At 71.9% G+C, this 21961-nt stretch carries 23 protein-coding genes; 7 read left to right on the forward strand and 16 right to left on the reverse strand.

Features of this window, described 5'->3' with window-relative positions:
* Positions 1 to 48: 48 nt before the first annotated feature.
* A complete protein-coding gene (locus tag ACIBF8_RS29640) occupies positions 49 to 267 on the forward strand; it encodes a DUF397 domain-containing protein (protein WP_030491749.1) in 219 nt (72 codons plus the stop codon).
* Positions 268 to 384: 117 nt separating this feature from the next.
* Here ACIBF8_RS29640 and ACIBF8_RS29645 read toward each other — a convergent pair whose 3' ends face one another.
* The gene (locus ACIBF8_RS29645; RefSeq protein ID WP_396787217.1) at positions 385 to 786 is read right to left on the reverse strand and encodes a hypothetical protein; all 402 of its coding nucleotides are present in this window, start codon (positions 784 to 786) and stop codon (positions 385 to 387) included.
* Between the two features lie 145 nt (positions 787 to 931).
* Between ACIBF8_RS29645 and ACIBF8_RS29650 the strand changes: the two genes are divergently transcribed.
* Positions 932 to 2179 carry a cytochrome P450 gene (locus ACIBF8_RS29650; RefSeq protein ID WP_396787218.1) on the forward strand — a complete coding sequence of 416 codons (1248 nt, stop codon included), beginning with the start codon at positions 932 to 934 and terminating at the stop codon, positions 2177 to 2179.
* 64 nt (positions 2180 to 2243) lie between these two features.
* Here the strand turns inward: ACIBF8_RS29650 and ACIBF8_RS29655 are convergent, their stop codons facing one another.
* The gene (locus tag ACIBF8_RS29655; RefSeq protein ID WP_396787219.1) at positions 2244 to 2444 is read right to left on the reverse strand and encodes a hypothetical protein; all 201 of its coding nucleotides are present in this window, start codon (positions 2442 to 2444) and stop codon (positions 2244 to 2246) included.
* Between the two features lie 156 nt (positions 2445 to 2600).
* Here ACIBF8_RS29655 and ACIBF8_RS29660 point away from each other — a divergent pair, with 156 nt between their 5' ends.
* Positions 2601 to 3665, forward strand: a complete 1065-nt coding sequence (locus ACIBF8_RS29660) for a glycosyltransferase (protein ID WP_396787220.1) — start codon at positions 2601 to 2603, stop codon at positions 3663 to 3665.
* Positions 3666 to 3786: 121 nt separating this feature from the next.
* On the opposite strand, the gene ACIBF8_RS29665 is transcribed toward ACIBF8_RS29660, so the two are convergent.
* From ACIBF8_RS29665 to ACIBF8_RS29675, 3 genes are read right to left on the reverse strand one after another with little or no spacing between them, the layout of a single operon-like run.
* A complete protein-coding gene (locus ACIBF8_RS29665) occupies positions 3787 to 4437 on the reverse strand; it encodes a DUF3618 domain-containing protein (protein WP_396787221.1) in 651 nt (216 codons plus the stop codon).
* Complete coding sequence (locus ACIBF8_RS29670) at positions 4434 to 4901, reverse strand: phage holin family protein (RefSeq protein ID WP_396787222.1); 468 nt, start codon at positions 4899 to 4901, stop codon at positions 4434 to 4436. Before ACIBF8_RS29670 ends, ACIBF8_RS29665 begins: the two co-directional genes overlap by 4 nt.
* A 31-nt stretch (positions 4902 to 4932) precedes the next feature.
* A complete protein-coding gene (locus ACIBF8_RS29675) occupies positions 4933 to 5802 on the reverse strand; it encodes a hypothetical protein (RefSeq protein ID WP_396787223.1) in 870 nt (289 codons plus the stop codon).
* Positions 5803 to 6033: 231 nt separating this feature from the next.
* Here ACIBF8_RS29675 and ACIBF8_RS29680 point away from each other — a divergent pair, with 231 nt between their 5' ends.
* Both ACIBF8_RS29680 and ACIBF8_RS29685 read left to right on the forward strand, forming a co-directional pair.
* On the forward strand, positions 6034 to 6525 hold the full coding sequence (locus ACIBF8_RS29680; protein ID WP_396787224.1) for a DUF4383 domain-containing protein: 492 nt from the start codon (positions 6034 to 6036) through the stop codon (positions 6523 to 6525).
* Between the two features lie 56 nt (positions 6526 to 6581).
* On the forward strand, positions 6582 to 7241 hold the full coding sequence (locus tag ACIBF8_RS29685) for a DUF6766 family protein (protein WP_396787225.1): 660 nt from the start codon (positions 6582 to 6584) through the stop codon (positions 7239 to 7241).
* Positions 7242 to 7270: 29 nt separating this feature from the next.
* On the opposite strand, the gene ACIBF8_RS29690 is transcribed toward ACIBF8_RS29685, so the two are convergent.
* From ACIBF8_RS29690 to ACIBF8_RS29710, 5 genes are all read right to left on the reverse strand, one after another.
* Entirely contained in the window at positions 7271 to 7720 is a 450-nt protein-coding gene (locus ACIBF8_RS29690; RefSeq protein ID WP_396787226.1) for a GNAT family N-acetyltransferase, read from the reverse strand.
* A 71-nt stretch (positions 7721 to 7791) separates the two neighbouring features.
* A complete protein-coding gene (obgE, locus tag ACIBF8_RS29695; protein ID WP_396787227.1) occupies positions 7792 to 9255 on the reverse strand; it encodes a GTPase ObgE in 1464 nt (487 codons plus the stop codon).
* Between the two features lie 94 nt (positions 9256 to 9349).
* The gene (gene rpmA / locus ACIBF8_RS29700; RefSeq protein WP_007464062.1) at positions 9350 to 9604 is read right to left on the reverse strand and encodes a 50S ribosomal protein L27; all 255 of its coding nucleotides are present in this window, start codon (positions 9602 to 9604) and stop codon (positions 9350 to 9352) included.
* Positions 9605 to 9615: 11 nt separating this feature from the next.
* Positions 9616 to 9930, reverse strand: a complete 315-nt coding sequence (gene rplU / locus ACIBF8_RS29705) for a 50S ribosomal protein L21 (protein ID WP_007464063.1) — start codon at positions 9928 to 9930, stop codon at positions 9616 to 9618.
* A gap of 166 nt (positions 9931 to 10096) precedes the next feature.
* The gene (locus tag ACIBF8_RS29710; protein WP_396787228.1) at positions 10097 to 10417 is read right to left on the reverse strand and encodes a hypothetical protein; all 321 of its coding nucleotides are present in this window, start codon (positions 10415 to 10417) and stop codon (positions 10097 to 10099) included.
* On the opposite strand from ACIBF8_RS29710, the gene ACIBF8_RS29715 reads away from it, so the two are divergent.
* Positions 10405 to 10593 carry a hypothetical protein gene (locus tag ACIBF8_RS29715; RefSeq protein ID WP_396787229.1) on the forward strand — a complete coding sequence of 63 codons (189 nt, stop codon included), beginning with the start codon at positions 10405 to 10407 and terminating at the stop codon, positions 10591 to 10593. The genes ACIBF8_RS29710 and ACIBF8_RS29715 overlap by 13 nt on opposite strands.
* A 102-nt stretch (positions 10594 to 10695) precedes the next feature.
* Here ACIBF8_RS29715 and ACIBF8_RS29720 read toward each other — a convergent pair whose 3' ends face one another.
* The 6 genes from ACIBF8_RS29720 to ACIBF8_RS29745 form a co-directional block, all read right to left on the reverse strand.
* Entirely contained in the window at positions 10696 to 13803 is a 3108-nt protein-coding gene (locus ACIBF8_RS29720) for an Rne/Rng family ribonuclease (protein WP_396787230.1), read from the reverse strand.
* A 131-nt stretch (positions 13804 to 13934) separates the two neighbouring features.
* Positions 13935 to 14654, reverse strand: coding sequence for a TIGR03936 family radical SAM-associated protein (locus ACIBF8_RS29725; protein ID WP_396787250.1), 720 nt, complete (start codon positions 14652 to 14654; stop codon positions 13935 to 13937).
* A 254-nt stretch (positions 14655 to 14908) separates the two neighbouring features.
* Positions 14909 to 16309 carry a type VII secretion-associated serine protease mycosin gene (gene mycP / locus ACIBF8_RS29730; protein WP_396787231.1) on the reverse strand — a complete coding sequence of 467 codons (1401 nt, stop codon included), beginning with the start codon at positions 16307 to 16309 and terminating at the stop codon, positions 14909 to 14911.
* Positions 16310 to 16319: 10 nt separating this feature from the next.
* Positions 16320 to 17798 carry a WXG100 family type VII secretion target gene (locus tag ACIBF8_RS29735; protein WP_396787232.1) on the reverse strand — a complete coding sequence of 493 codons (1479 nt, stop codon included), beginning with the start codon at positions 17796 to 17798 and terminating at the stop codon, positions 16320 to 16322.
* 10 nt (positions 17799 to 17808) lie between these two features.
* Positions 17809 to 18249, reverse strand: coding sequence for a hypothetical protein (locus ACIBF8_RS29740; protein ID WP_396787233.1), 441 nt, complete (start codon positions 18247 to 18249; stop codon positions 17809 to 17811).
* 272 nt (positions 18250 to 18521) lie between these two features.
* Positions 18522 to 20513: a TIGR03960 family B12-binding radical SAM protein gene (locus ACIBF8_RS29745; protein WP_396787234.1), complete on the reverse strand. Its 1992-nt coding sequence runs from the start codon at positions 20511 to 20513 to the stop codon at positions 18522 to 18524.
* Positions 20514 to 20620: 107 nt separating this feature from the next.
* Here ACIBF8_RS29745 and ACIBF8_RS29750 point away from each other — a divergent pair, with 107 nt between their 5' ends.
* A complete protein-coding gene (locus ACIBF8_RS29750) occupies positions 20621 to 21808 on the forward strand; it encodes a hypothetical protein (RefSeq protein WP_396787235.1) in 1188 nt (395 codons plus the stop codon).
* Positions 21809 to 21961 lie beyond the last annotated feature (153 nt).

A 21961-nucleotide genomic window follows, 5' to 3' on the forward strand; every position in this document is an offset into this window, starting at 1 on the left:
GATCGGCACCCGGTCACCACACGACCCTCGGCACTGGAGGAAAGAACCATGGCGCAGCACCCCAAGGGCGACTTCGACCTCTCTCGGGCGGTCTGGCAGCGAGCCGAGGGGGACACCTCCGACAGCGCCGTCGAGGTCGCCTTCGTCGACGACCTGATCGGGATGCGCAACTCGGCCGAGCCGGAAGGGCCGGTGCTGGTCTTCACCCAGGCCGAGTGGGACGCGTTCGTGGCCGGCGCGCAGGACGGCGAATTCGACCTGGACTGATCGGGCCCGACTCGTCGGTGCTGGGTCGACGTGCCGGTGCCCGTGGCCCTGGCACCGGCACGGCGACGCGCGCGGGGTGGCCGATCCACTCCCGGATCGGCCACCCCGGGCTCCAGGTCACCCATCGGAGGGGCCGTCGCCATCGCCCCAGCCGAGGCCACCGGGGCCCGGGGCGTGGTGGAAGCCGGGATGGTCGGCCACATCGACGCACCGCTCGCCGTCCGGGCCGAGCGCACCGCAGAACAGCCGCTCGGCCCGCTGCCAGGCATCCGCCGGCGACAGGGCCGCCGCCCCCAGCGCCACCTCCGGCCGGAGCAGGCTCAACGCCTCCGCGTACGCCACGGCCAGCTCGCGCGCCTCGGCCGTGCCGGGTGCGGTGAAGCCCAGGTGCACGGTGAAGAACCGGTGCGGTCGAGTGGGCCGCCGGGGCGGCCCGATCAGTGACCGCCCGTCGCGGCCTCCGCCCAGTGCCCCGGCCGCTCGCCGTTGCCGCCAGTGCGGCGATCTGTTGTCTCGCATCCGCCCTCCCCGTGGTTGCCCCACCAGCAGCAAAGCAGGTTCCGCCGCCCCTGGGAGGGGCCAGCCGCGCGGGGTTCAGCGGCGCCGACGGGGGTAAGCGCGATGGTCGACAGCGACCAGCCGGACCTGCGTGTGAGGAGACCCGATGGCGACCATGCCGGCCGACCGCAGCCCGGACAGCACGCTCGCACTGCTCCGCTCCGGCTACCGGTTCATCGGTGAACGCTGCGAGCGGTACGGCAGCGACATCTTCCGGACCCGGATCCTGCTCGCCCCGACCATCTGCCTGCGCGGCCGGCCGGCGGCGGAGCTGTTCTACGACAATGACCGCTTCCACCGTGCCACCGCGATGCCGCTGCGGGTGCAACGGACCCTGACCGGTCAGGGTGGGGTGCAGGGACTGGACGGGCCGGAGCACTCCGAGCGCAAGGCCATGTTCATGTCGATCATGACACCGGCCGCGATCCGGCAGCTCGGCCAGCTCTTCGACGACGCGTGGCGAACCCGGATCGACGCCTGGGAGCACGCCGGCCCGGTGTCGCTCTACGACGAGTTGGGACGGCTGCTGACCCGGGTGGTCTGCACCTGGGCCGGGGTGCCGCTGCCCGAGTCGCAGGTCGAGCGGCGCGCCGTCGAGCTGCACGCCATGATCGAGGCCCCGGCGGTGATCGGCCCCCGGCACTGGCGGGGACGGCTCGCCCGGTACCGCGCCGAGCACTGGCTCGCCGACCTCATCGAACGGACCCGGGTCGGCTTCGCTCCGGCGCCGGCCGGCAGCGCGCTGGCCGTGATCGCCGAGCACCGGGACGTGCGGGGCAACCTCCTCCCCCGGCGGATCGCGGCGGTGGAGCTGCTCAACGTGCTGCGCCCGGTGGTCGCCGTCGACCAGTACATCGCCTTCGCCGCGCTCGCCCTGCACGACCATCCGGCCTGGCGGGAACGGGTCCGCGACGACGACGAGGCCACCGGGCACTTCGTCCAGGAGGTACGCCGCTACTACCCGTTCTTTCCGATCGCGGCGGCCCGGGTCCGCCGAGCCTTCGACTGGCAGGGCCACCACTTTCCCCAGGGACGACGGGTGCTGCTCGACCTCTACGGCACCAACCACCACCCGGCGCTCTGGCCGCAACCGGAACTGTTCCGCCCGGAGCGGTTCGCCGGCCGCCAGGTGGACCCGTTCGAGCTGATCCCGCAGGGCGGCGGTGACCACTGGGCCGGTCACCGCTGCGCCGGGGAGTGGATCACCATCGACCTGATGAGGCGGGCGGTCACCAACCTGACCCGCACCATGCGCTACGACGTTCCCGTCCAGGACCTAGCCCTGGACCTGCACCGGATGCCCGCGCTGCCACCCCTGGGCCTGACCCTGAGCAACGTCCGCCGCACCGGCTGACCCCCGCACCGGCTGACCCCGCCCCGCCGATCGCGGTGACCGGCGAGGCGGTGCGGCCAATCCGTCAGGGATGCAGAACGCTACGCAGACAACCATCTTCCTTCTTCTCGAACAGCTCGTACCCCTGGGCGCCCTGCTCCAGCGAGAGCGGGTGGGTGGCCAGATAACCGGGATCGATCTCGCCAGCGGCGAGCCGGTCGAGCAGCATCGGGATGTAGCGCTGCGCGTGCATCTGCCCCATCCGCAGCACCAGAGCCTTGTTCATGGCCGCGCCGAGCGCTTCACCCGGTCGTACGCGTACGTCGGCCCGGGGCACCGCTACCCGGGGTCCGGCGGTCGAAACAACCCGGCTGTTTGATTGCCGGAAATGCGGGCAGATGCTGCTCAAGACGGCCGAGCCCTGTCCCGCCACGGAGTTGTGATGTCCTCGTTCAGCCCTGCTGGTGACACCCGGCGTGCCACGCCCCGGTGGGACGTCGAACACGCGGGCGCCCGCACCGCCCGGCTGCCGATGGCGTACGTCCTGCCGCTGCGCTGGCACACCGACGCCGGCCTGGCCGAACTGACCGACTACCTGCGCTGGCTGGCTGCCCGGGTCGACGTGCTGATGGTCGACGGGTCCCCTCCGGACCTCTTCGCGCGGCACGCCGAGGCGTGGCGAGGGCTGGTCCGGCACCTTCCACCGGATCCGAGCGAGTGCGGCCTCAACGGCAAGGTGCTGGGCGTACGCACCGGCGTCCGCGCGGCCGGCCACGAGCAGGTGGTGATCGCCGACGACGACGTCCGGTACGACGAGGCCGCGCTGACCGCGGTGCACCGGCTGCTGGACCGGGCCGACCTGGTACGACCGCAGAACTACTTCGACCCGCTGCCCTGGCACGCCTGGTGGGACACCGGCCGCACGCTGCTCAACCGGGCGCTCGGAACGGACTACCCGGGCACCCTCGCCGTGCGGCGCAGCACCTTCCTCGCCATGGGCGGGTACGACCCGGACGTGCTCTTCGAGAACCTGGAGCTGATTCGCACCGTGCGCGCGCACCACGGCACCGAGGCGGCCCCGGCCTGGCTGTACGTCCGCCGACTGCCTCCGGACGCCGCGCACTTCCGGGGGCAGCGGGTCCGTCAGGCGTACGACGACCTGGCCCAGCCGGTCCGCCTGCTGACCGCGCTCGCGGTCCTGCCGGCGCTGGCGGCGGCGGTCGCGTCGCGCCGGCCCCGGCTGCTGCTCGGCGCGGCGGTCGGCGTGGTGGCTCTCGCCGAGACGGGTCGCCGCCGCGCCGGCGGCTCCCGGGTGTTCCCCCCGACCACGGCCCTGGCGGCCCCGCTCTGGCTGCTGGAACGCGGCACCTGCAGCTGGCTGGCGCTCGCCCAGCGCTTCCTGTTCGGCGGCGTCCGCTACAACAACACGCGCATTCGCCGAGCCGCCAACCCCGCCCCACACACCCGCGCGATCTTGCACTTTCGGTGGGGACAAAGCGCTAGGTAAACGACAAACGGTCGACCGAAACTGCAAGATCGCGAGGCGTGAGTGGGGCGCCGCGTGGGCATGGGACAGCTCGCGGGCACTGGGGTGGCCGCGAGCTGTCGTTGCTGGTGGGTGGGTGGGATCAGGGGGTGACGTGCTGCTTGGCCTGCTGGGCCTGGTCCTTGACGTCGTGGGCGGCGGACTTCGTGTCGTCCTTGACCGCGTGCACGGCGTCCTGAGCGGTGGACTTCACCGACTGGGCGGCGTGCTGGGCCGGCTCGCGCAGCTCCTCCTTGAGTTCGCTGGCCACCGCGCTCAACTTCTCCGTCACCGCGCCGCTGTGCTCGCTGACCTTCGCCTTCACCTGGGTGGCGGCCTGCTGCTCGCGGCGGGAAGCCGGGATCAGCGACGAGGCCAGCCAGCCGACCCCGAAGGCGATCAGACCGGCGGCGAGAGGGTTGCCCTGGGACGTCTGCCGGATCACCCGCGGCGCGCTGTGCGCGGCGTCGCTGACCGTGGTGGCCGCCGACTGCGCAGCGTCGCTGACGCTGGAGGCCGCGGACGAGGCGCGGTCACCCACCGAGTGGGCGGCGTGGTCGGTGCCGTGGCTGAGGTCAGACGCGGTTCCCATGACCTTGTCCCTCACATTCTGCAAAGCGGAGCGGGCCCGCTGCTTGCGGTCGTCGACGATGCGGCCGGGGCTGACCTTGTACGCCAGCGCGTCCACATCGGAGCTGAGGCTGTTACGGGTGGCTTCGATCTCCCGGCGGATCTGATCGGGATCGGTGCTCATCGGGTGACTCCCTCCGGGTGCGGCTTGAGCGCGTCGGGGATCCGCTGCACGCTGTCGTTGGTCTGCTTGAGCCCGCGTACGTGCTGGGCGTTCTTCTTGGCCATCGAGTAGAGGACCGCGGCGACCACGGCCCAGATCACCGCCACGATCAGCGCGGCCAGGCCGGAGTCCATGACGTTGTCCAGGAACTGCCACACGGCGATGGACACGAAGAGCGCCACCATGTAGCCGCCGAAGCCGGCACCGCCGAAGAGGCCCGCCGCCTTGCCGGCCTTCTTGCCCTCCTGGCGGATCTCGGCCTTGGCCAGCTCGACCTCCTGACGCATCAGCGTCGACAGGTCGGTGGTGACCTGCCGCATCAGGTCACCCAACGAGCTGTTCTTCACCTCCGCGGCGGTGTGCGGAGCACCCGCGTCGGGGTGGTAACCGGAGTCCACGCCGGACCCCTGCGTCGGCATGCTCATGCCGTCGCCTCCCTTCGGATGACTCGGCGGCTCACGGGCGCGGGCTGCCGCTGGACGGCACGCCCGGCAGCGGGTCGGTCTGGGTCACCGGCGGCAGCGGCTGACCGGTACCGGAGTGCTCCGGGTAGTCGCCCCGGCCGGGCTCGGCGTGGCCACCGGACGCCGGATCGGCGTAGTTGCCGGAAGCCGGGTCGGCGTAGTTGCCGGGCGCCGGATCGGCGTAACCGCCGGACGTCGGCGGGGTGTGCGTGCCGGGGGTCGGGTCGAGGTAGCCGCCCGGCGGGACGGCGTCCGGCACCGCGCGGGGCGCCGGCGGCGGCGTCGGAATCACGGCGGTCCGCTCCGGGTCGTACGCCCCGGCGCCCCGATAGGTCGAGGATCCGTTGCCGGAGTCGTCGCCCCCAGCGGAGAGGCCACGGGTCAGCCGGCCGGCCAGCACACCGAGGACGGCCGCGCCGACCAGGAAGGTGCCCGGGTTACGCCGTGCGTAGTCGCGTACCTCGGTGAGCAGGTCACCGGGCTCGCGCTCCTCAAGCCACCCGGCGACGCCGTGCACCCGGTCGGCGGCCTGGCGGGCCAGCTCGGTCACCGGGCCGGCCTGGCCACCCTGCTCGGCCATCGAGCGCATCTCGTCGGCCAGTGAACGCAGCCCACCGGCGGCCCGGCGCTGCTGCTCACCGGTCTGGCTGGCGAGCTGGCTGCGCGCCTCGCCGTACAGGTTGCGGGCCTGCCGGGCCGCCTCGCGGCCAACCTCGGTGCCCTGCTCCTTGGCGGTCTGGGCGACCGCGCCACCAGCCTGCGCCGCCTCCGAGCCGACCTGGCGCGCCTGCTCGCGGACGCCGCCGCCATTGGTCGACTGCTGCCCGTACGTGGAAGACGTGGGTGAAAGATCGTAAGTCATGATTTCCCTTCCGCTCAGAAAGTCGTCGCGGTTGTGCCGGGGGATGCGGTCGCGTTCTCCGCAGCCGCTGACCATTCACCTACCCTGCGTTCTGGCCTCCATACCTCTTCGTGCATTTCTCTGCGGGCCCGACTGGATGGACTTCAAAATGGAGGATCGTCGGGCTGCGTCACGTCGCCGCTGCGGACAGTGAGGTTCGCGAGGGCCGGCAGATCCACGAAGGGGGCAGCGATGGCACGAGACGCGCGGGGCGGCCGAGCGGCCGTCCACCGACCCCGGGTCCAACTGGCCGCGTTGGTGGTGGCCGGTGTCTTCCTGCTGATCGGCGTCCTCGGCTACATCCCCGGCATCACCACCAACTACGGCGAGCTGAGGTTCGGCGGGCACCACTCGGACGCGCGGCTGCTCGGCCTGTTCCAGGTGTCGATCCTGCACAACGCGGTGCACCTGATCTTCGGGCTGGCGGGCCTGGTGCTGGCCCGCAGTGTCGCCGGCGCCCGGGTGTTCCTGGCCGCCGGTGGCGCGATCTACCTCGCCCTCTGGCTGTACGGCCTGGGGATCGAGGCGATCAACCCGGAGGGCGGCGCGAACATCCTGCCGGTCAACGACGCCGACAACTGGCTGCACCTCGCGCTCGGCTTCGGAATGCTCGCGCTCGGGCTGCTGCTGTCGAACCAGGCGGGCACCGGCGGACGCCTGGACAGCCCCGCCGACCGGCACTGAACTGGGTTTCGTGGTCGTGCCCGCAGGGGTAATCGACCTACGAAGGAGGTTCGATCATGCCTCGTTGGCTCCGCGACAACGCCCTGGCCGTCGCCATGCTGGGTGCGTTCCTGGTCTTTCTGGTGTTGCAAAGCGTGTTCGGCTGGCAGACCCACAATGCGGAGCTGACCGAGTTCGGGGCCACCCCGCTGAGCTGGCCGGCGTACCTGACCAGCGGGCACTTCGCCGAGTCGGTCTTCGAGAACTGGGAGTCGGAGTTCCTCCAGATGGGCGGGTACGTGCTGCTCACCGCGTATCTGGTGCAGCGGGGCTCGGCCGAGTCGAAGCCGATGGACCAGACCGACCGGCCAGAGGACGACGAGCGCCGGGCAACCCCGCAGTCACCCTGGCCGGTACGCGTCGGCGGTCTGCCGCTGGTGATCTACCGGAACAGCCTCTCCCTCGCGCTACTGCTGATCTTCGCCGGTTCGTTTATCGGTCACCTGATCGGTGGCACCGCCGCGTACAACCAGGAGCAGGCGCTGCAGAGCGGGGCGCCGCCGATCGGGGTGTGGGAATTCCTCGGCACCAGCGACTTCTGGTTCCAGTCCATGCAGAACTGGCAGAGCGAGTTCCTGGCGGTCGGTGCGCTGATCCTGCTGAGCATCGTCCTGCGCCAGCACGGTTCGCCGGAGTCGAAGCCGGTCACCGTCGCGCACGCCAGCACCAGTGCCTGACCCGGCGACGGGCAGCGGCGCGGCGGCCGTCAGGCCGCCACCGGCAGCCGCTTGGCGAAACAGACGCTGTACGGGTTACCGACGTACTCGCCGTAGACCGGGATCTGCTGGTAGCCGCAGGAGGTGTACAACGCGATAGCGGCCGGCAGGTAGGTGCCCGTCTCCAGGCAGACCATCGAGTGCCCCTGCCGGAACGCGCACTCCTCCAGCGCGGCGAGCAGCTGACGGGCGATGCCCCGCCCCCGGTACGCGGGCCGGACGTACATCCGCTTGATCTCGCCGGTCTCGGCATCGATCGCCTGGAGCCCACCGCAGGCGACCGCCCGACCGTTCACCACCGCCGCCAGATAGCGGACGTCGTCATGGGGGACGAAGACCTGCCCGTCCAACCCACCATCGGCCTCGCGCAGCTCACGCTGCTGGGCGATGAGCATGGCGGCGATCTCCGGATCGATGGCAGGCCGGGACTCGATCAGCATCACCCCACGCTAGGACGCGTGGATTTCGCGAAGGTTTCCGGAATTCAACCCCGTCACGGAGCGCAACGAAACTACTCGGCGTCGTCCTCGTCGTCGAGGTCGTCGGACGCGTCCGCGCCCACCTCGTCCGCCGATCGCACCCGGCGAGCCTTCCGGGCCGCAAGCCGGTCCGCCGCGGAGGCCCGATTCGACTTCTCCTCCAGACGGACGTCGGTGCCCCGGTTGCCGGGTACGAAGTCGACGCCGGCGTAGAGCGTCGGCTGCCAGTCGAACTCGCGCTCACCGATCCGGACCAGGTCACCGGGCTGCGCTCCGGCCTTGGCCAGCTTGTCCTCCACCCCGAGCCGGGCCAGCCGGTCAGCCAGGTAGCCGACCGCCTCGTCGTTGTCGAAGTTGGTCTGCTTGACCCAGCGCTCCGGCCGGACGCCGCGAACGGTGAACGAGCCGTCCGCCTCGGCGGTGATGGTGAAACCGTCGTCGTCCACCGCCATCGGGCGGATCACGATCCGGGTCGGCTCGGCGGGCGGCGCGGCCTTACGCTCCGCCTCGACCAGCTCGGCCATCGCGTAGGTCAGCTCCTTGAGCCCTTCCCGGGTGGCCGCGGACACCTCGAACACCCGGTAGCCGCGCTCCTCCAGGTCGGGGCGCACGATCTCGGCCAGGTCCCGGCCGTCCGGCACGTCGACCTTGTTGACGGCGACCAGCCGGGGGCGGTCGGTCAGGCCGCCGTACTGGCTCAGCTCGGCCTCGATGGCGTCGATGTCCGCCACCGGGTCACGGCCGGGCTCCAGGGTCGCCGAGTCGATGACGTGCACCAGCACCGCGCAGCGCTCGATGTGCCGCAGGAACTCCAGGCCCAGCCCCTTGCCGGTGGCCGCGCCGGGGATCAGGCCGGGCACGTCGGCGACGGTGAAGGTGTGGTTGTCCATCCGGACGACACCGAGGTTGGGCACCAGGGTCGTGAACGGGTAGTCGGCGATCTTCGGCTTCGCGGCGGAGATCACCGAGATCAGCGACGACTTGCCGGCGGACGGGAAGCCCACCAGGCCCACGTCGGCGACGCTCTTCAGCTCCAACACGATGTCCAACTGGTCGCCGGGCTCCCCCAGCTCGGCGAAGCCGGGAGCCTTGCGCTTGGCGTTGGCCAGCGAGGCGTTGCCCCGCCCGCCGCGCCCGCCGCGGGCGATCTCGAAGGTGGTGCCGGCACCGACCATGTCGGCCAGCACCGTGCCATCGGTGCTCTGCACCACGGTGCCGTTGGGCACCTTGAGCACCAGGTTGCGGCCGTTGGCCCCGTCCCGGTTCGACCCGGCGCCGCCCTTGCCGTTGTCGGCCTTGACGTGCGGGTGGAAGTGGAAGTCGAGCAGCGTGGTCACCTGCGGGTCGACGACCAGGGACACGCTGCCCCCATGCCCACCGTTACCACCGTCCGGCCCGCCGAAGGGCTTGAACTTCTCGCGGTGGATCGAGACACAACCGTGCCCGCCATCGCCGGCCTGCAGATGCAGAACGACCCGGTCAACGAACGTTGCCACGGCGTCAATCCTTCCAGCGAGGTCCAACCCCGCACTTCGAAAAAGGCTAAGCGGGCCGGGACCCAGAGGTCCGCGGCCCGCTTAGCGAAGAGAACTACTGCTGCGGAACGATGCTGACGGTCTTGCGACCGCGCTTGGTGCCGAACAGGACCGCACCGGCGGACAGCGCGAACAGCGTGTCGTCGCCGCCACGGCCGACCAGGTCACCGGGGTGGAACTTGGTGCCACGCTGCCGGATGATGATCTCACCGGCGCTGACGACCTGACCACCGAAGCGCTTCACGCCGAGTCGCTGGGCCGCGGAGTCACGACCGTTACGCGAGCTGGACGCACCCTTTTTGTGAGCCATTGGAGGACGACCTACTTCCCGCTGGAGATGCCGGTCACCTTGACCTGGGTCAACGGCTGGCGGTGACCCTGGCGCTTGTGGTAGCCGGTCTTGTTCTTGAACTTGTGGATCCGGATCTTCGGGCCCTTGGTGTGCGCGGCAATTTCGCCGGACACCGCGACCTCGGCAAGCTTCGCCGCGTCGGTCACCAGGTCGTCACCGTCGACGAGGAGCACCGCGGTGAGCTTCACCGCGTCACCGGGGGCGCCGGTGAGCTTCTCGACCTCGATCACGTCGCCCTCGGCGACCTTGTACTGCTTGCCGCCGGTCTTGACGATCGCGTACATCGGAGGCGGACTCCCTGTCGTTGAGGCTGCTGGCGGTCGTCCCCGCGGCGGCTCGCCGGGTAGCAGTGCACGGCGGCGCGGGCACACGGGAACTCGGCACACCAAAAGTGCGCCGCAGGCAAGAGTACGCCATTGCTGGCCCGGACCCCAAACCGGCCCGCCCTGGTCAGCGCGCGCAGAGTTGGTCGAGGCGCTGCTGGAGCCGGTCGAGTTCGGTCTCGTCGATCGCTTCGACGTCGGCACCGAGCGCGGAGACCTCGGTGCCGAGGTCGGTGAGCAGAGTCTTGAGCTGCGGGTCGGTGGCCCGCTCCGACTGCTCCCGCAACGCGGTCCGCCAGCCGGCCAGCGCCGCCTCGGCCCGTCCCCGGGCAGCCTCGGCCGTACGGCTCCACCGCTGCGACCAGCTGACCCAGCTCCGCCACGTACGTCCGTACGGCGGTGGTGCTGGCCTCCTGCGCGGCGGTGCAGACCTGGTTGGCGTTGCCACCCGCCACACCACCGCCGGCCGGCGGCGCGGTCGGCTCGGGGGAGTTGCCACCGGCCGCCGAGCCGGAGGCCCCGGTGGTCTCGCCGGCGGACCGGTCGGTGGAGCAGCCGGCCGCACCGACGAGCACCGTGACCAGCGCGGTGACGACGAGCAGACGGCGCATCTTCATCTCCTGACCGGGACGGCCGATCCTGGACCGGGTGACCACAACGGCGAGGTCCCTCCCCCGTCACTTTGCCGGGAAAGGGACCTCGTCAAACACGTGGCCGGTCAGGCTCTCAGGGGCGGGTCCGCCGACGGGCGCCACCGCGGCGCGATCGGCGACGACCGCCGCCGCCCTCGGTGGTTTCCTCGTCGCCCTCGCCGTCGGCGAGCGCGTCCGGGTCGTCCGCCGCGGCCAGCCGAGCCGACTCGCCCTGCTGGGCGTCGGAGATCGCCGGCGCGGCGGCGGTGTCCGACTCGTAGCGGGACAGGTCGTAGCCCATGGTGTCCTGGTACTCGGCGGCGGCGTCGGTGTCGACGACCTCAACCACGGTCCGCTCGGCCGGGGCGGTCTTCCGAGCCCGGCGACGAGACGACGTGCTGCCCTGCTCGGCGGCCGGAGCGGCAGCCACCGACGAGGCGACCGCCTTGACCTTCTCCCCCGCACCGGCGGGACGCGGCTTCTCCGGCACCGGCTCGGTGTGGATGATGACGCCCCGGCCCTTGCAGCACTCGCAGGTCTCGCTGAACGCCTCCAGCAGGCCCGCGCCGATCCGCTTACGGGTCATCTGCACCAGGCCGAGCGAGGTGATCTCGGTGACCTGGTGCTTGGTGCGATCCCGGCCCAGGCACTCGGTGAGTCGGCGCAGCACCAGCTCACGGTTCGACTCCAACACCATGTCGATGAAGTCGATCACCACGATGCCGCCGATGTCGCGCAGCCGGAGCTGACGGACGATCTCCTCCGCCGCCTCCAGGTTGTTGCGGGTGACGGTCTCCTCCAGGTTGCCCCCGGAGCCGGTGTACTTGCCGGTGTTGACGTCGACGACCGTCATCGCCTCGGTGCGGTCGATCACGAGCGAGCCACCGGAGGGCAGGAAGACCTTGCGGTCCAGGCCCTTGATGATCTGCTCGTCGATCCGGTACTCGGCGAAGACGTCGCTCGTGCCGACGTGCCGGCGCACCCGGTCGACCAGATCCGGGGAGACGTGCGACAGGTACGACTCGACCATGTCGTACGACTGCTCGCCCTCGATCACCAGCTCGCGGAAGTCCTCGTTGAACAGGTCCCGCACCACCCGGATGACCAGGTCGGGCTCCCCGTAGAGCAGCACCGGAGCGCCACCCTCGGCGGCCTTGGCCTGGATGTCCTCCCACTGCGCCTGGAGCCGCTTGACGTCGCGGGCCAACTCGTCCTCGGTGGCACCCTCGGCGGCCGTCCGGACGATCACGCCCGCGCCGTCCGGGACCAGCTTCTTGAGTACGTCCCGCAGCCGCTTGCGCTCGTTGTCCGGCAACTTACGGCTGATCCCGGAGGCGTTGCCGTTGGGCACGTAGACCAGGTGCCGCCCGGAGAGCGCGATGTGACTGGTCAGCCGAGCGCCCTTGTGCCCGATCGGGTCCTTGGTGACCTGGACCAGCACCGAGTCGCCAGAGCGGAGCGCCTGCTCGATCGAGCGCGCCCGCCCCTCCAGCCCGGAGGTGTCCCAGTTGACCTCACCGGCGTACAGCACCGCGTTGCGGCCCCGGCCGACGTCGACGAACGCCGCCTCCATGCTCGGCAGCACGTTCTGCACCTTGCCCAGGTACACGTTGCCGGCCATCGTCCCGGAGGAGTTGCGGGTGACGTAGTGCTCGACCAGCACGCCGTCCTCCAGGACGGCGATCTGGGTGCGGTCACCGCGCTGGCGGACCGCCATCACCCGGTCGACGGACTCCCGGCGCGCCAGGAACTCCGACTCGCTGAGGATCGGCGGGCGGGTACGCCGCTGCTCCCGACCGTCCCGGCGGCGCTGGCGCTTGGCCTCCAGCCGGGTCGAGCCGGACACACCCTGCACCTCGTCGACGGTCCGGCGCGGCTCGCGGATCTTCACCACGGTCGGCACACCGTCGTCGGCCGCACCCTCGGTGTCACCGGCACCGCGGCGACGGCGACGACGGCGACGACGGGTCAGGCCGTCCCCGCCCTCGGACTCCTCGTCCTCGTCGCCCTCGGCCTCGGCCTCGGCGGTCTCTTCCTCATCGGCCTGCGCCGCCTCCTCGGACTCCTCGTCCTCGGCGTCGTCGGCCCCGCCCTTGCCCCGGCCCCGGCCCCGGCGACCACGCCGGCGACGACGGCGCGCGGCGGCGCTGTCCTCGTCGTCCTCATCCGCCTCGGCGGCCTCGTCGGCCTCCTCGGTCGGCTCCTCCTCGGCCTCGATCGCCTCGATCGGCTCCGCCGGCTCGGCCTCGCGGCGACCACGTCGACGGCGGCGGGACGGCTCGGCGGCTTCCTCGACAGCCGGCTCCTCGGCCACCGGGGCGGGCTCCACCGGTCGGCTGACCGGCACCGCGTCCGGTTGAGGTGCCATGAACAGGACGGTGGGCGCGGAGAGCGCGGCCCGCCGACGACGGGTACGGGGCTGCTCCGGCTCGATCTCGGCGGGCTCGATCGGCTCATCGGTCACACCGGGAACCGCCGCACCCGGCGACACCTCGCCGGAGCGCTCCTGAGCGCCACTGCTCCAGGCCAGCTCGGCGGCGGGCGTGCTCGGGATGGCCGCCGAATCGTTCAACTCGGCCTCGGCCTCGCGCAGGTCGGACTCCGCCGGCTCCTCGGCGTCGACCGGCTCCTCGACGACCGGCTCCGCAACGGCGGGCACCTCGTCGACGGCGGCCGGCTGCTCGGTGGCGGGCGGCTCCTCGACAGCGGCCGGGGTTGCCTTCTTGCGCCGGGTACGGGTCACCTTGACCGGCGGAACCACCTCGGCCGAGGCCGCCTCCGCGGCGGCGGCGACCAGCGGCTCCTCGGCGGTCGTCTCGACGGCGGTGGCCTTACGGCGACGCCGGGGGGTCTTCGGGGCGACGTCCAGGTCGCCGGAGACCGGTGCGAAGACCTCCGCCTGCGGCGACTCGGCGCTGCCGGCCCCATCGGTGGATGCCTCGACCGGGGCGTCGGTCCGCTCCGGCTGGTTGAGCGGGGCGGCCCGACGACGGGTCGCCCGGGTACGCCGCGCCGGCGCGGCCGGCTCGACGGCCTCTCCGGTGGAAGCGCTCTCCGCGCCGGTTGGCTCTACCGAGGCCGAACCGACCGCGGTGGTGGGGGGCGCGACGGCGGTGCCGTCGGCCGTGCTGCTCTGGTCGGCGGTCTCACTGGCCGGCTGTGAACCGGTCCGTTCGCCGCCCTCGGGCTCGTTCTCGAGCATGGACGTTCTCCAGTTCTGGCTACCCCGGGCGCGGGTGAGCGCTGCCACGCAGGGTCGCCGCAAAAGTGTTTCCGCCGGGCGCGCATGGTGCGCGACCGCCGAAGTCTGCCTGCCAGAGCACGGACCGTCGGTCAGTGCCCAACGATGGCTGCCCCGTCGCGATCCGCATCCAACGGATCCACGATCGCACCCTGCGCGGTCAACGTGCCCTGAGCCAGCCGGGTCACCCTCGGCGAAACCGGCGGCTCCAGGTCGGCCACCACGCGGAGGCCGGAAAGGACGTCATCGGGCCGTACGGACGGGGTGACCTGCCGCACGACCAGTTCGAGTATCGCACACGGTACGGCCGGCGCCCCGGAAGGCGTCGGCGTCGGCGGCTGGACATCGATCGACATCACGGCGGCGCGGGCATCGAAAGTGCGTCGACCCTGCTTGGTCATCCGCTCGACCAGCACCTCCTCGGCCGCGACGAAAGCGTCCACCGCAGCTTGCAACACCGCCGTGTCGACCTCGGGCAGCTCGATGTGCCAGCGCGACGCCTCGATCCGGTCCGGCAGGTTTCCCCCCTCGGCGACCACCGCGTCCAGAATGTCCAGCCCCGGCGAGAGCGCAGCGTCCAACGCGGCCCGCAACTCCTCCGGGTCGACCGCCGCCTGGAGGGCGATCTCCAGGTACTCCGCCTCGCTCGCCACGCCGGTGGGCGCGGCGCTGGCGTAGGAGATCTTCGGGTGCGGGTGGAAGCCCTGGGAGAAGGCGACCGGCACGGCGGCCCGGCGGAGCGCGCGCTCGAACGCCCGGGCGAAGTCCCGGTGCGAGGTGAATCGCAGCGGCCCGCGCTTGGCGTACCGGATGCGGACGCGCTGGACGACCGGTGCCTGGCCGCCCTCGGGTTGAGGCTTCTTGGCGATCGTGGGGCTCCTCGGGTGTACCTGCGTGTCCGCCCATCCTGGCGCAGAGCTCGTGACGGCACGCAGCCGGGGCGGTCGAATCGTCCCGGCAGACGGGTACAAACCGGTCGCATAGGTTGGGACCACCCGCCCGGTAAAGCTCGATGGCCGGCCGGTGACCCGGAAGGTCACCAGCCGGCCACCACGATCAGGACCGGTTACCGCTCCCGGGGCGGGGCGGGCGGCGCCGCACCCGGCGGTCCGTAACCGGGAGCCGGGGCATACCCGGAGGGCGGGCCGTGACCGGGAGGCGGGGCATACCCGGAGGGCGGGGCGTAACCGGGTGGTGCCGGATAGCCGGGCGGCGGCGCGTAACCCGCGCCCGGCGGCGGGTAGGCGCCAGAGATCGCCTGGTCCAGCGCCTCGTCCGGGATGTCGGCGGCCCGGGCGGCCTCCCGCCGGTACCGACGGCGGTTCCAGACGAGGAACACCACCAGCCCCAGCAACAACACCAGCACCGCGGCGATGCCGATGCCCACCACCATGACCTGCTGGTCGGTGGGGCCACCGCGATCACCGTGCTGGGTGACGTCGAACTCCTCATCCGCGCCCCCGGTGCGGGCCGGGCCCTCTTCGGTCGCCGCCGCGGGGTCGAGCAGCGGGTTGGCGGTGACCGGCGGCACGTTCGCGGTCAGCGCCTTCACTGGGTCGATCGCCCCGAAGCCGTACTGCGGGTCCCGTCCGGGCGGGCCGGCATCCCGGGAGGTCCGGATGATCCGGTTGATCACGTTGGCGGCATCGAGGTTCGGGTACTTCGCCCGGATCAGCGCGGCCAGACCAGAGACGATCGCGGTGGCGTCGGAGGTCCCGTCGCCCCAGCCGTAGCCCCCCTCGTTCGCGACGTTGTAGATGCGGTCGCCCGGAGCGGCGACCACCGCCTCCGGCCCCTGGACGGAGCCGGACCAGAACGCCCCGCCCCTGGTCGTCCCGGTCACCGCGATCACACCAGGGGTGTTGGCCGGCTGGATGACGGCGCTGTCGCCATCGGCCGTGTTACCGGCGGCGGCGACCACGACGACGTTACGGGCCAGCGCGTACTGGATCGCGCTCACCTCCGCGGAGTCGGAGAGGCCCGGGCTACCCTGGGAAATGTTGATCACCTTGGCGCCGCCATCGACGGCCATCCGGATGCCGCGGGCGATCGCCTCGCTGGTGATGCCCCCGCCGCCCTGGCGCACCTTGATGGGCAGGATCTTCGCCCCGGGCGCGATGCCGTCCACACCGTCCCGGCTGGCCTTCGCCGCGATGATGCCGGCCATGTGCGTGCCGTGGCCATCCTCGTCGGCCCGGCCGTCCCCAGCGGCGCCGTAGCTGCGGCCACCGACCAGCACCTGACCCCGCAGGTCCGGGTGGGTGGCCTCGACCCCGGTGTCGAGCACGGCCACGACCACGCCCCGCCCGGTCGAGATCTCGTGCGCCCGGTCGATTCGGAGCTCGTCCAGATACCACTGCTCGGCGCGCCGGGGCGCGGCGGACGCCGGTTGGGCGGCCCCCACCACCAGGAGCCCCGCCAGCAGGCAGGCGGTCACCCGCCGGAGCGCTGCACCGTTCACCCTCATCCGTCCATCCTCATCGCAGGACACCGGGGGACGCGCCGTCACCAGGGCCCCACGGATCGTCGTCCTCAGTCAACCACGACGAGTGCTCGGAGCCGCTGTTGCCGCCGTGTCCGGCGCCGCCCGCGCCGCCCATCATGCCGCCGCCCATCATCCCGGCGCCGCCGACGCCGGCAGCGCCACGTGCGCCGCCCGCCATCCCGGCGCCGCCCGCGCCAGCGGCGGCACGCAGCGCGTTCGCCGCGCTCGTCATCGGCGGCAGCTTTCCGTTGCCACCACCCACCATGCCGGGGATGCCGCCCACGCCGATGCCGCCCGCACCAAGGCCACCACCGGCGCCGATCCCGCCGGCCGAGCCGACACCGGCCCCACCACCGAAACCACCGCCGGCGCCACCGAGCCCGGCGCTGCCGACCCCGCCGCCGCCGAGGCCACCGCCCAGGCCGCCGACGCTACCCGGGCTGGCGCCGGCCAGACCGCTGCTGTAGCCGTCGTCGCCGTCGGGGTAGCCCGGGTAACCGGAGCCGGTCGGCGGGGATGTCAGCTGACCGGTGCCACCAGTCGGGGAGCCATCGCCGAGCCCACCGGGCTTGGTCGGGGAGAACGGGTCGACAGTGGAGGTCGGACCGCCCGTGTCGCCGATGCCCGGTGGCCGGCTGCCGATCGTGGGGCCGCCACCACCGATGTCGGGCTTCCCGCCGAAGTCGCCGCCACCGATGTCGGGCCGACCCGTCGGCGGGACCCGGGGGTCGCGATCGAAGTTGTCCTTGATGTCTCCGTCCGGGCGGTTCACGGTGAGCTTGGGACGCTCGGTGTACACCGCCTGGGGCAGCGGTGCCATCGCCGCGTTCGCGGCCTGCTGGTTGTCCCGGTACCAGTTGTCCAGGTGGGCCTTGGTGTCCCACCAGCCGCCCCGCTTCTGGTCGCCGGCCTGGCCGTCGACCTTCATGGTCGCTTCCAGGTCGTCGGCCTTGTCGCGGAACGCGCCGTCGGCGTACGAGGCGGGGTTGTTCTGGTAGTCCTGACGCAGCGCGGCGAGGAACCCCGAGGAGCTCTCGCCGTCGCGGGCGTCGTCGAGCTCGGTGCCGTTGGGCAGGCTCCACTCGTTGATGCCGAAGTCGTCCATCAGCGGGATCGGGATCGTCGAGACCGACTTGCGGATGTCGCCCTCGATCCGCGTCAACGCGCCACTGACGTTGGTCGCGTCGGTGATCAGTTCCTCGATCTGCGTGCCGATCTTGCCCAGGTGCTCACGGTAGGCGTCACCACCGCTGCCCTTCCAACCGGCGAGCATCCCGGGCAGACCACCGACGTTCGGGCGCTCCTGACCGGTCGCGATCGGGCCGACGAACGATCGACCGACGAGCGCGTCCCGCAGCTGTTGCAGGCCGCTGGAGAGGTTGCTCCAGCCGGCTCCGACCGATCCGACCGTCTCCGGGTCCGCGGAGAGCGTCACCTCGCGGACGCACCGCTCCCAGGTTCCTCCAGCCATGACGTCCCCCTCAGGCCGTGTACGGGTAGGTGGGCGCGCCGCTGGCAGTGGGCGGCGGCGCCGCCGACTCCAGTAGTCGCTCGATCTCCTTGCCGTTGGCGCCGTTGCGCGCCTCGGTGTCGCGGAACGCCTTGGCGATCTCCTCGGTGCCCTCCTTGAGGGCGGCGAGCTTCTGGGCGAGCGTCGTGAGGTGCGCTTCCATGTTCGCCGTGGACGTCTCCAGGGCGCGCCACTGCATGCGGGCATCCTCGTACGCGCCGAAGGGAGTGCCGTTCGGGACGGTCTGGGCGTTGTTGCTGTCGCCCTTCATCCGCTCCTTGATGCGCTCCATCTCGTATTTGAGCGTGTCGTCGATGTACTGCCGGAGCCGCTCGACGTACGTGGCGGCGGCGTCCAGGTCTTCGACGCTGACGTGCAGATCGCCGATGCTCGGCGGCGGGATGTTACCCATGCGCTTCCTCCCCCGTCCCCGACCCGCCGGGTCGGTCCATGTCAGACGCAGCGTATCGAGTCCGGCCCAGCCGGGGCAGCCCCACCGACAGCCCCGAGCGCCATCAGCGCGCACAGACCACAATCGATGCTAACGAGGCGACGGCGAGGGCGACAGGCCGACGTGGAGCCCGAACAGCGCCAACGGGCCCGCGAGACGCGGACCCGTTGGACGACATGTCGAAGTGGAGGGTGGGGGGCGCCGCCAATCGGCGCCGCCCGAAGGCAGCCCGGTCAGGCGTGCGAGTGGCCCGGGACCTTCATGCCGTTGCCGCCCAGCGGGGTGAGCGGCAGCAGCTTCTTGCCGGTGGGGCCGATCTGGATCTCGGTGTCCATCGATGGGCAGACGCCGCAGTCGAAGCAGGGCGTCCACCGGCAGTCGTCCTGCTCGAACTCGCTGACCGAGTCCTGCCAGTCCTGCCAGAGCCAGTCCTTGTCGAGGCCCGAGTCGAGGTGGTCCCAGGGCAGGACCTCCAGCTCGTCGCGCTCGCGGGTGGTGTACCAGTCGAGGTCCACCCCGAACGCGGGCAGCGTCTCGGCCGCCGCGTCCACCCAACGCTGGTACGAGAAGTGCTCGCTCCACCCGTCGAACCGGCCGCCGTTCTCCCAGACCTTGCGAATCACCGAGCCGACCCGACGGTCACCCCTGGAGAGCAGCCCTTCGATGAGCGACGGCTCGCCGTCGTGGTAGCGGTAGCCGATGGCCCGGCCCAGCGAGCGGTCCGCGTTGATGGCCTGCTTGAGGATCTTGAGCCGGTGGTCGATGACCTCCGGGCGGTCCATCGCGGCCCACTGGAACGGGGTGTGCGGCTTCGGCACGAACCCGCCGATGGAAACCGTGCAGCGGATGTCCTTGGAGCCGGTGGCGGCCCGACCGGCCCGGATCACCTCGTGGGCCATCTCGGCGATCTCGAGGACGTCCTCGTCGGTCTCGGTGGGCAGACCGCACATGAAGTAGAGCTTCACCTGCCGCCACCCGTTGGTGTACGCGGTGACGACCGTGCGGATCAGGTCGTCCTTCGACACCATCTTGTTGATGACCTTGCGGATCCGCTCCGACCCGCCCTCCGGGGCGAAGGTCAGGCCGGTACGCCGCCCGTTACGGGACAACTCCTGCGCGAGGTCGATGTTGAAGGCGTCCACCCGGGTCGACGGCAGCGACAGCGAGACGTTCGTGCCCTCGTACTGCTGGGCGAGGCCGGAGCACATGTCGCCGATCTCGGAGTGGTCCGCCGAGGAGAGCGACAACAGGCCCACCTCGGAAAAGCCCGAGAACTCCAGCCCCTCGCGGACCATCTGCCCGACCGTGGTGATCGACCGCTCCCGCACCGGCCGGGTGATCATGCCGGCCTGGCAGAACCGGCAACCCCGGGTGCAGCCCCGGAAGATCTCCACCGCGTACCGCTCGTGCACCGTCTCGGCCAGCGGGACGAGGGGCCGCTTCGGGTACGGCCAGGCGTCCAGGTCCATCGTCGTGCGCTTGTGCACCCGGAACGGCACGTCCGCCCGGTTCGGCACGACCCGCTGGATCCGGCCGTCCGGCAGGTAGTCGACGTCATAGAAGCGCGGCACGTACACGCTCTCGGTGCGGGCCAGCCGTAGCAGCAGCTCGTCACGGCCGCCCGGCGAACCCTCGGCCTTCCACTCCCGGACGATCGCGGTGATCTCCAGGACCGCCTCCTCGCCGTCACCGAGCACTGCGGCGTCGATGAAGTCGGCGATCGGCTCCGGGTTGAAGGCGGCGTGCCCGCCGGCCACGATCACCGGGTCGGCGTCGGTGCGGTCGGCGGCCAGCATCGGGATGCCGGCCAGGTCGATCGCGGTGAGCATGTTGGTGTAGCCCAACTCGGTGGAGAACGAGATGCCGAACACGTCGAAGCCACGCACCGACCGGTGCGCGTCGACGGTGAACTGCGGCACGCCGTGCGTGCGCATCAGCGTCTCCAGGTCCGGCCAGACCGCGTACGTCCGCTCGGCGAGGGTGTCGGGCAGCTCGTTGAGCACCTCGTAGAGGATCTGCACGCCCTGGTTGGGCAGGCCCACCTCGTACGCGTCGGGATACATCAGCGCCCACCGCACGGTCGCCGCGTCCCAGTCCTTCGTCACCGCGCCCAGCTCGCCACCGACGTACTGGATGGGCTTGGAGACCTGGGGCAACAGCGGCTCAAGCTGGGACCACACGGAGTTGGTCGCGGCCGCGCGCGGCGTCGTGGACGGGGCACTCATGATGCCCAAGGGTACGCGCTCGCCCGGCGGCCATCGCGCGCACGCCCGATCGGCGGTGGTGGCGGCGCGGTATTAACCTCGGACCGGCGCGAGAGGAGATTGCCGCGATGCCGGAGCCCCAGCCGGGAGCACGGCCGGCCGACGGGAGCACCCCGGGCCCGGAGCCGGAGCGGGACCCGGCGGTCACCGACGAGCCGACCTCCCCACCCGTACCCTCGGACCAGCCGGACCCCTCGGACCAGCCGGAAGCCCCGGACCAGCCGGAACCGGCCGCCACCGAGGAGGTGCCGGCGCCCAGGTGGAGCGGCTCGGCCCCGGTGCCGCCGCCGCTGCCACGCCGGCCCGTCTGGGGGGAGTCGGCCGAGCCGACCCCTCCCCCGCCCGTTCCCGTCGGGCCGCCGGAGCACCAGACGCCGGTCGACCCGTGGGCCGGCGTGGACACCGGCGGCTGGGACCTGCCCTCCGCCGAGCTGCCCCCGCTGCCCCCGACGATGCCGTACCCGACGCCGCCGCACACCCGGCAGTGGTCCGGGCCGCCCGCTCCCCCGGTCGGGCCGCACCCGGTGTCGCCGCCGGCCGCGCCGAGTGCACCGCAGGCCGTCGCACCGAGGGCGTCGGCCCGGCCGATGTCGCCACCCGCGCCGGTGAAGGTGCCGAAGCAGCGCCGCGGCCGACGACCCGCCGCGCCGACGCCGCCGCCGGGCTGGCAGGCCCCCAAGGGGTACGTGCCGGTGCCGGTTCGCCGCCGCCGCCGCTGGCCGTGGCTGCTGCTGCTCACGCTGGCCTGCTGCTGTGGCTGCCCCGCCTACTACGGGTTCCCGATCTCGGCCCAGTACCCGGCGCGCGCGGCGCTGCCCGTCCAGGTGGAAGACCTCAACCTGCGGCAGGACGACCGTAGCGCCGACACCGCCCGACAGCTGGAGAACGAGGTACGCAAGGAGCACTGGCTGGCCGAGGACACGTTCGCCGGCGTCTACTCGACGACGAACGGCAAGAGGGTGACCGTCTTCGGCGGCACCGGTTTCCGGTGGAGCCCGGAGTCGGACGCGGACGCCGAGATCAGCCGGCTCACCAAACGGTACGAGCTGGGCACCCCGGAGAGCGTGGACACCGGTGTGCGGGGCCGGCACGAACGATGCGCTGTCGGCAGCGCCGACGGCAGTGCCGTGGTGGTCTGCACGTCGGTCGACCACGGCAGCATCGCCACCGGTGTGTTCACCCGGCTCTCCGTCGCCGACAGTGCCGACCTGCTGGCCACCCTGCGCGCCCAGATCGTCCAACCCGAACGGGCCTAAGCCCCGACCCACCCCCCACCCCCACCCCCACCCCTACCCTCACCCCCAGGTTGATCAAGAGGTTTCGGTCAGAATCGGCCTCGCCGACGACGCAAACCTCTTGATCACCGCACGCCAGGTGGGGGCGCGCCAGGGGCGCGCGCCGGGGGGCGC

The sequence above is a fragment of the Micromonospora sp. NPDC050276 genome (assembly GCF_044459545.1).
Taxonomy (GTDB): domain Bacteria; phylum Actinomycetota; class Actinomycetes; order Mycobacteriales; family Micromonosporaceae; genus Micromonospora.

Bases quoted from the DNA above. Each gene is read 5' to 3' on its own strand.
- mycP (WP_396787231.1), bottom strand. From the start codon at position 16,309: ATGAGGGTGAACGGTGCAGCGCTCCGGCGGGTGACCGCCTGCCTGCTG.
- rpmA (WP_007464062.1), bottom strand. From the start codon at position 9,604: ATGGCTCACAAAAAGGGTGCGTCCAGCTCGCGTAACGGTCGTGACTCC.
- ACIBF8_RS29680 (WP_396787224.1), top strand. From the start codon at position 6,034: ATGGCACGAGACGCGCGGGGCGGCCGAGCGGCCGTCCACCGACCCCGG.
- ACIBF8_RS29675 (WP_396787223.1), bottom strand. From the start codon at position 5,802: ATGACTTACGATCTTTCACCCACGTCTTCCACGTACGGGCAGCAGTCG.
- ACIBF8_RS29670 (WP_396787222.1), bottom strand. From the start codon at position 4,901: ATGAGCATGCCGACGCAGGGGTCCGGCGTGGACTCCGGTTACCACCCC.
- ACIBF8_RS29740 (WP_396787233.1), bottom strand. From the start codon at position 18,249: ATGGGTAACATCCCGCCGCCGAGCATCGGCGATCTGCACGTCAGCGTC.
- ACIBF8_RS29690 (WP_396787226.1), bottom strand. From the start codon at position 7,720: ATGCTGATCGAGTCCCGGCCTGCCATCGATCCGGAGATCGCCGCCATG.
- ACIBF8_RS29655 (WP_396787219.1), bottom strand. From the start codon at position 2,444: ATGAACAAGGCTCTGGTGCTGCGGATGGGGCAGATGCACGCGCAGCGC.
- ACIBF8_RS29640 (WP_030491749.1), top strand. From the start codon at position 49: ATGGCGCAGCACCCCAAGGGCGACTTCGACCTCTCTCGGGCGGTCTGG.
- ACIBF8_RS29685 (WP_396787225.1), top strand. From the start codon at position 6,582: ATGCCTCGTTGGCTCCGCGACAACGCCCTGGCCGTCGCCATGCTGGGT.
- ACIBF8_RS29735 (WP_396787232.1), bottom strand. From the start codon at position 17,798: ATGGCTGGAGGAACCTGGGAGCGGTGCGTCCGCGAGGTGACGCTCTCC.
- ACIBF8_RS29750 (WP_396787235.1), top strand. From the start codon at position 20,621: ATGCCGGAGCCCCAGCCGGGAGCACGGCCGGCCGACGGGAGCACCCCG.
- ACIBF8_RS29645 (WP_396787217.1), bottom strand. From the start codon at position 786: ATGCGAGACAACAGATCGCCGCACTGGCGGCAACGGCGAGCGGCCGGG.
- ACIBF8_RS29660 (WP_396787220.1), top strand. From the start codon at position 2,601: ATGTCCTCGTTCAGCCCTGCTGGTGACACCCGGCGTGCCACGCCCCGG.
- rplU (WP_007464063.1), bottom strand. From the start codon at position 9,930: ATGTACGCGATCGTCAAGACCGGCGGCAAGCAGTACAAGGTCGCCGAG.
- ACIBF8_RS29720 (WP_396787230.1), bottom strand. From the start codon at position 13,803: ATGCTCGAGAACGAGCCCGAGGGCGGCGAACGGACCGGTTCACAGCCG.
- ACIBF8_RS29665 (WP_396787221.1), bottom strand. From the start codon at position 4,437: ATGAGCACCGATCCCGATCAGATCCGCCGGGAGATCGAAGCCACCCGT.
- ACIBF8_RS29745 (WP_396787234.1), bottom strand. From the start codon at position 20,513: ATGAGTGCCCCGTCCACGACGCCGCGCGCGGCCGCGACCAACTCCGTG.
- ACIBF8_RS29650 (WP_396787218.1), top strand. From the start codon at position 932: ATGGCGACCATGCCGGCCGACCGCAGCCCGGACAGCACGCTCGCACTG.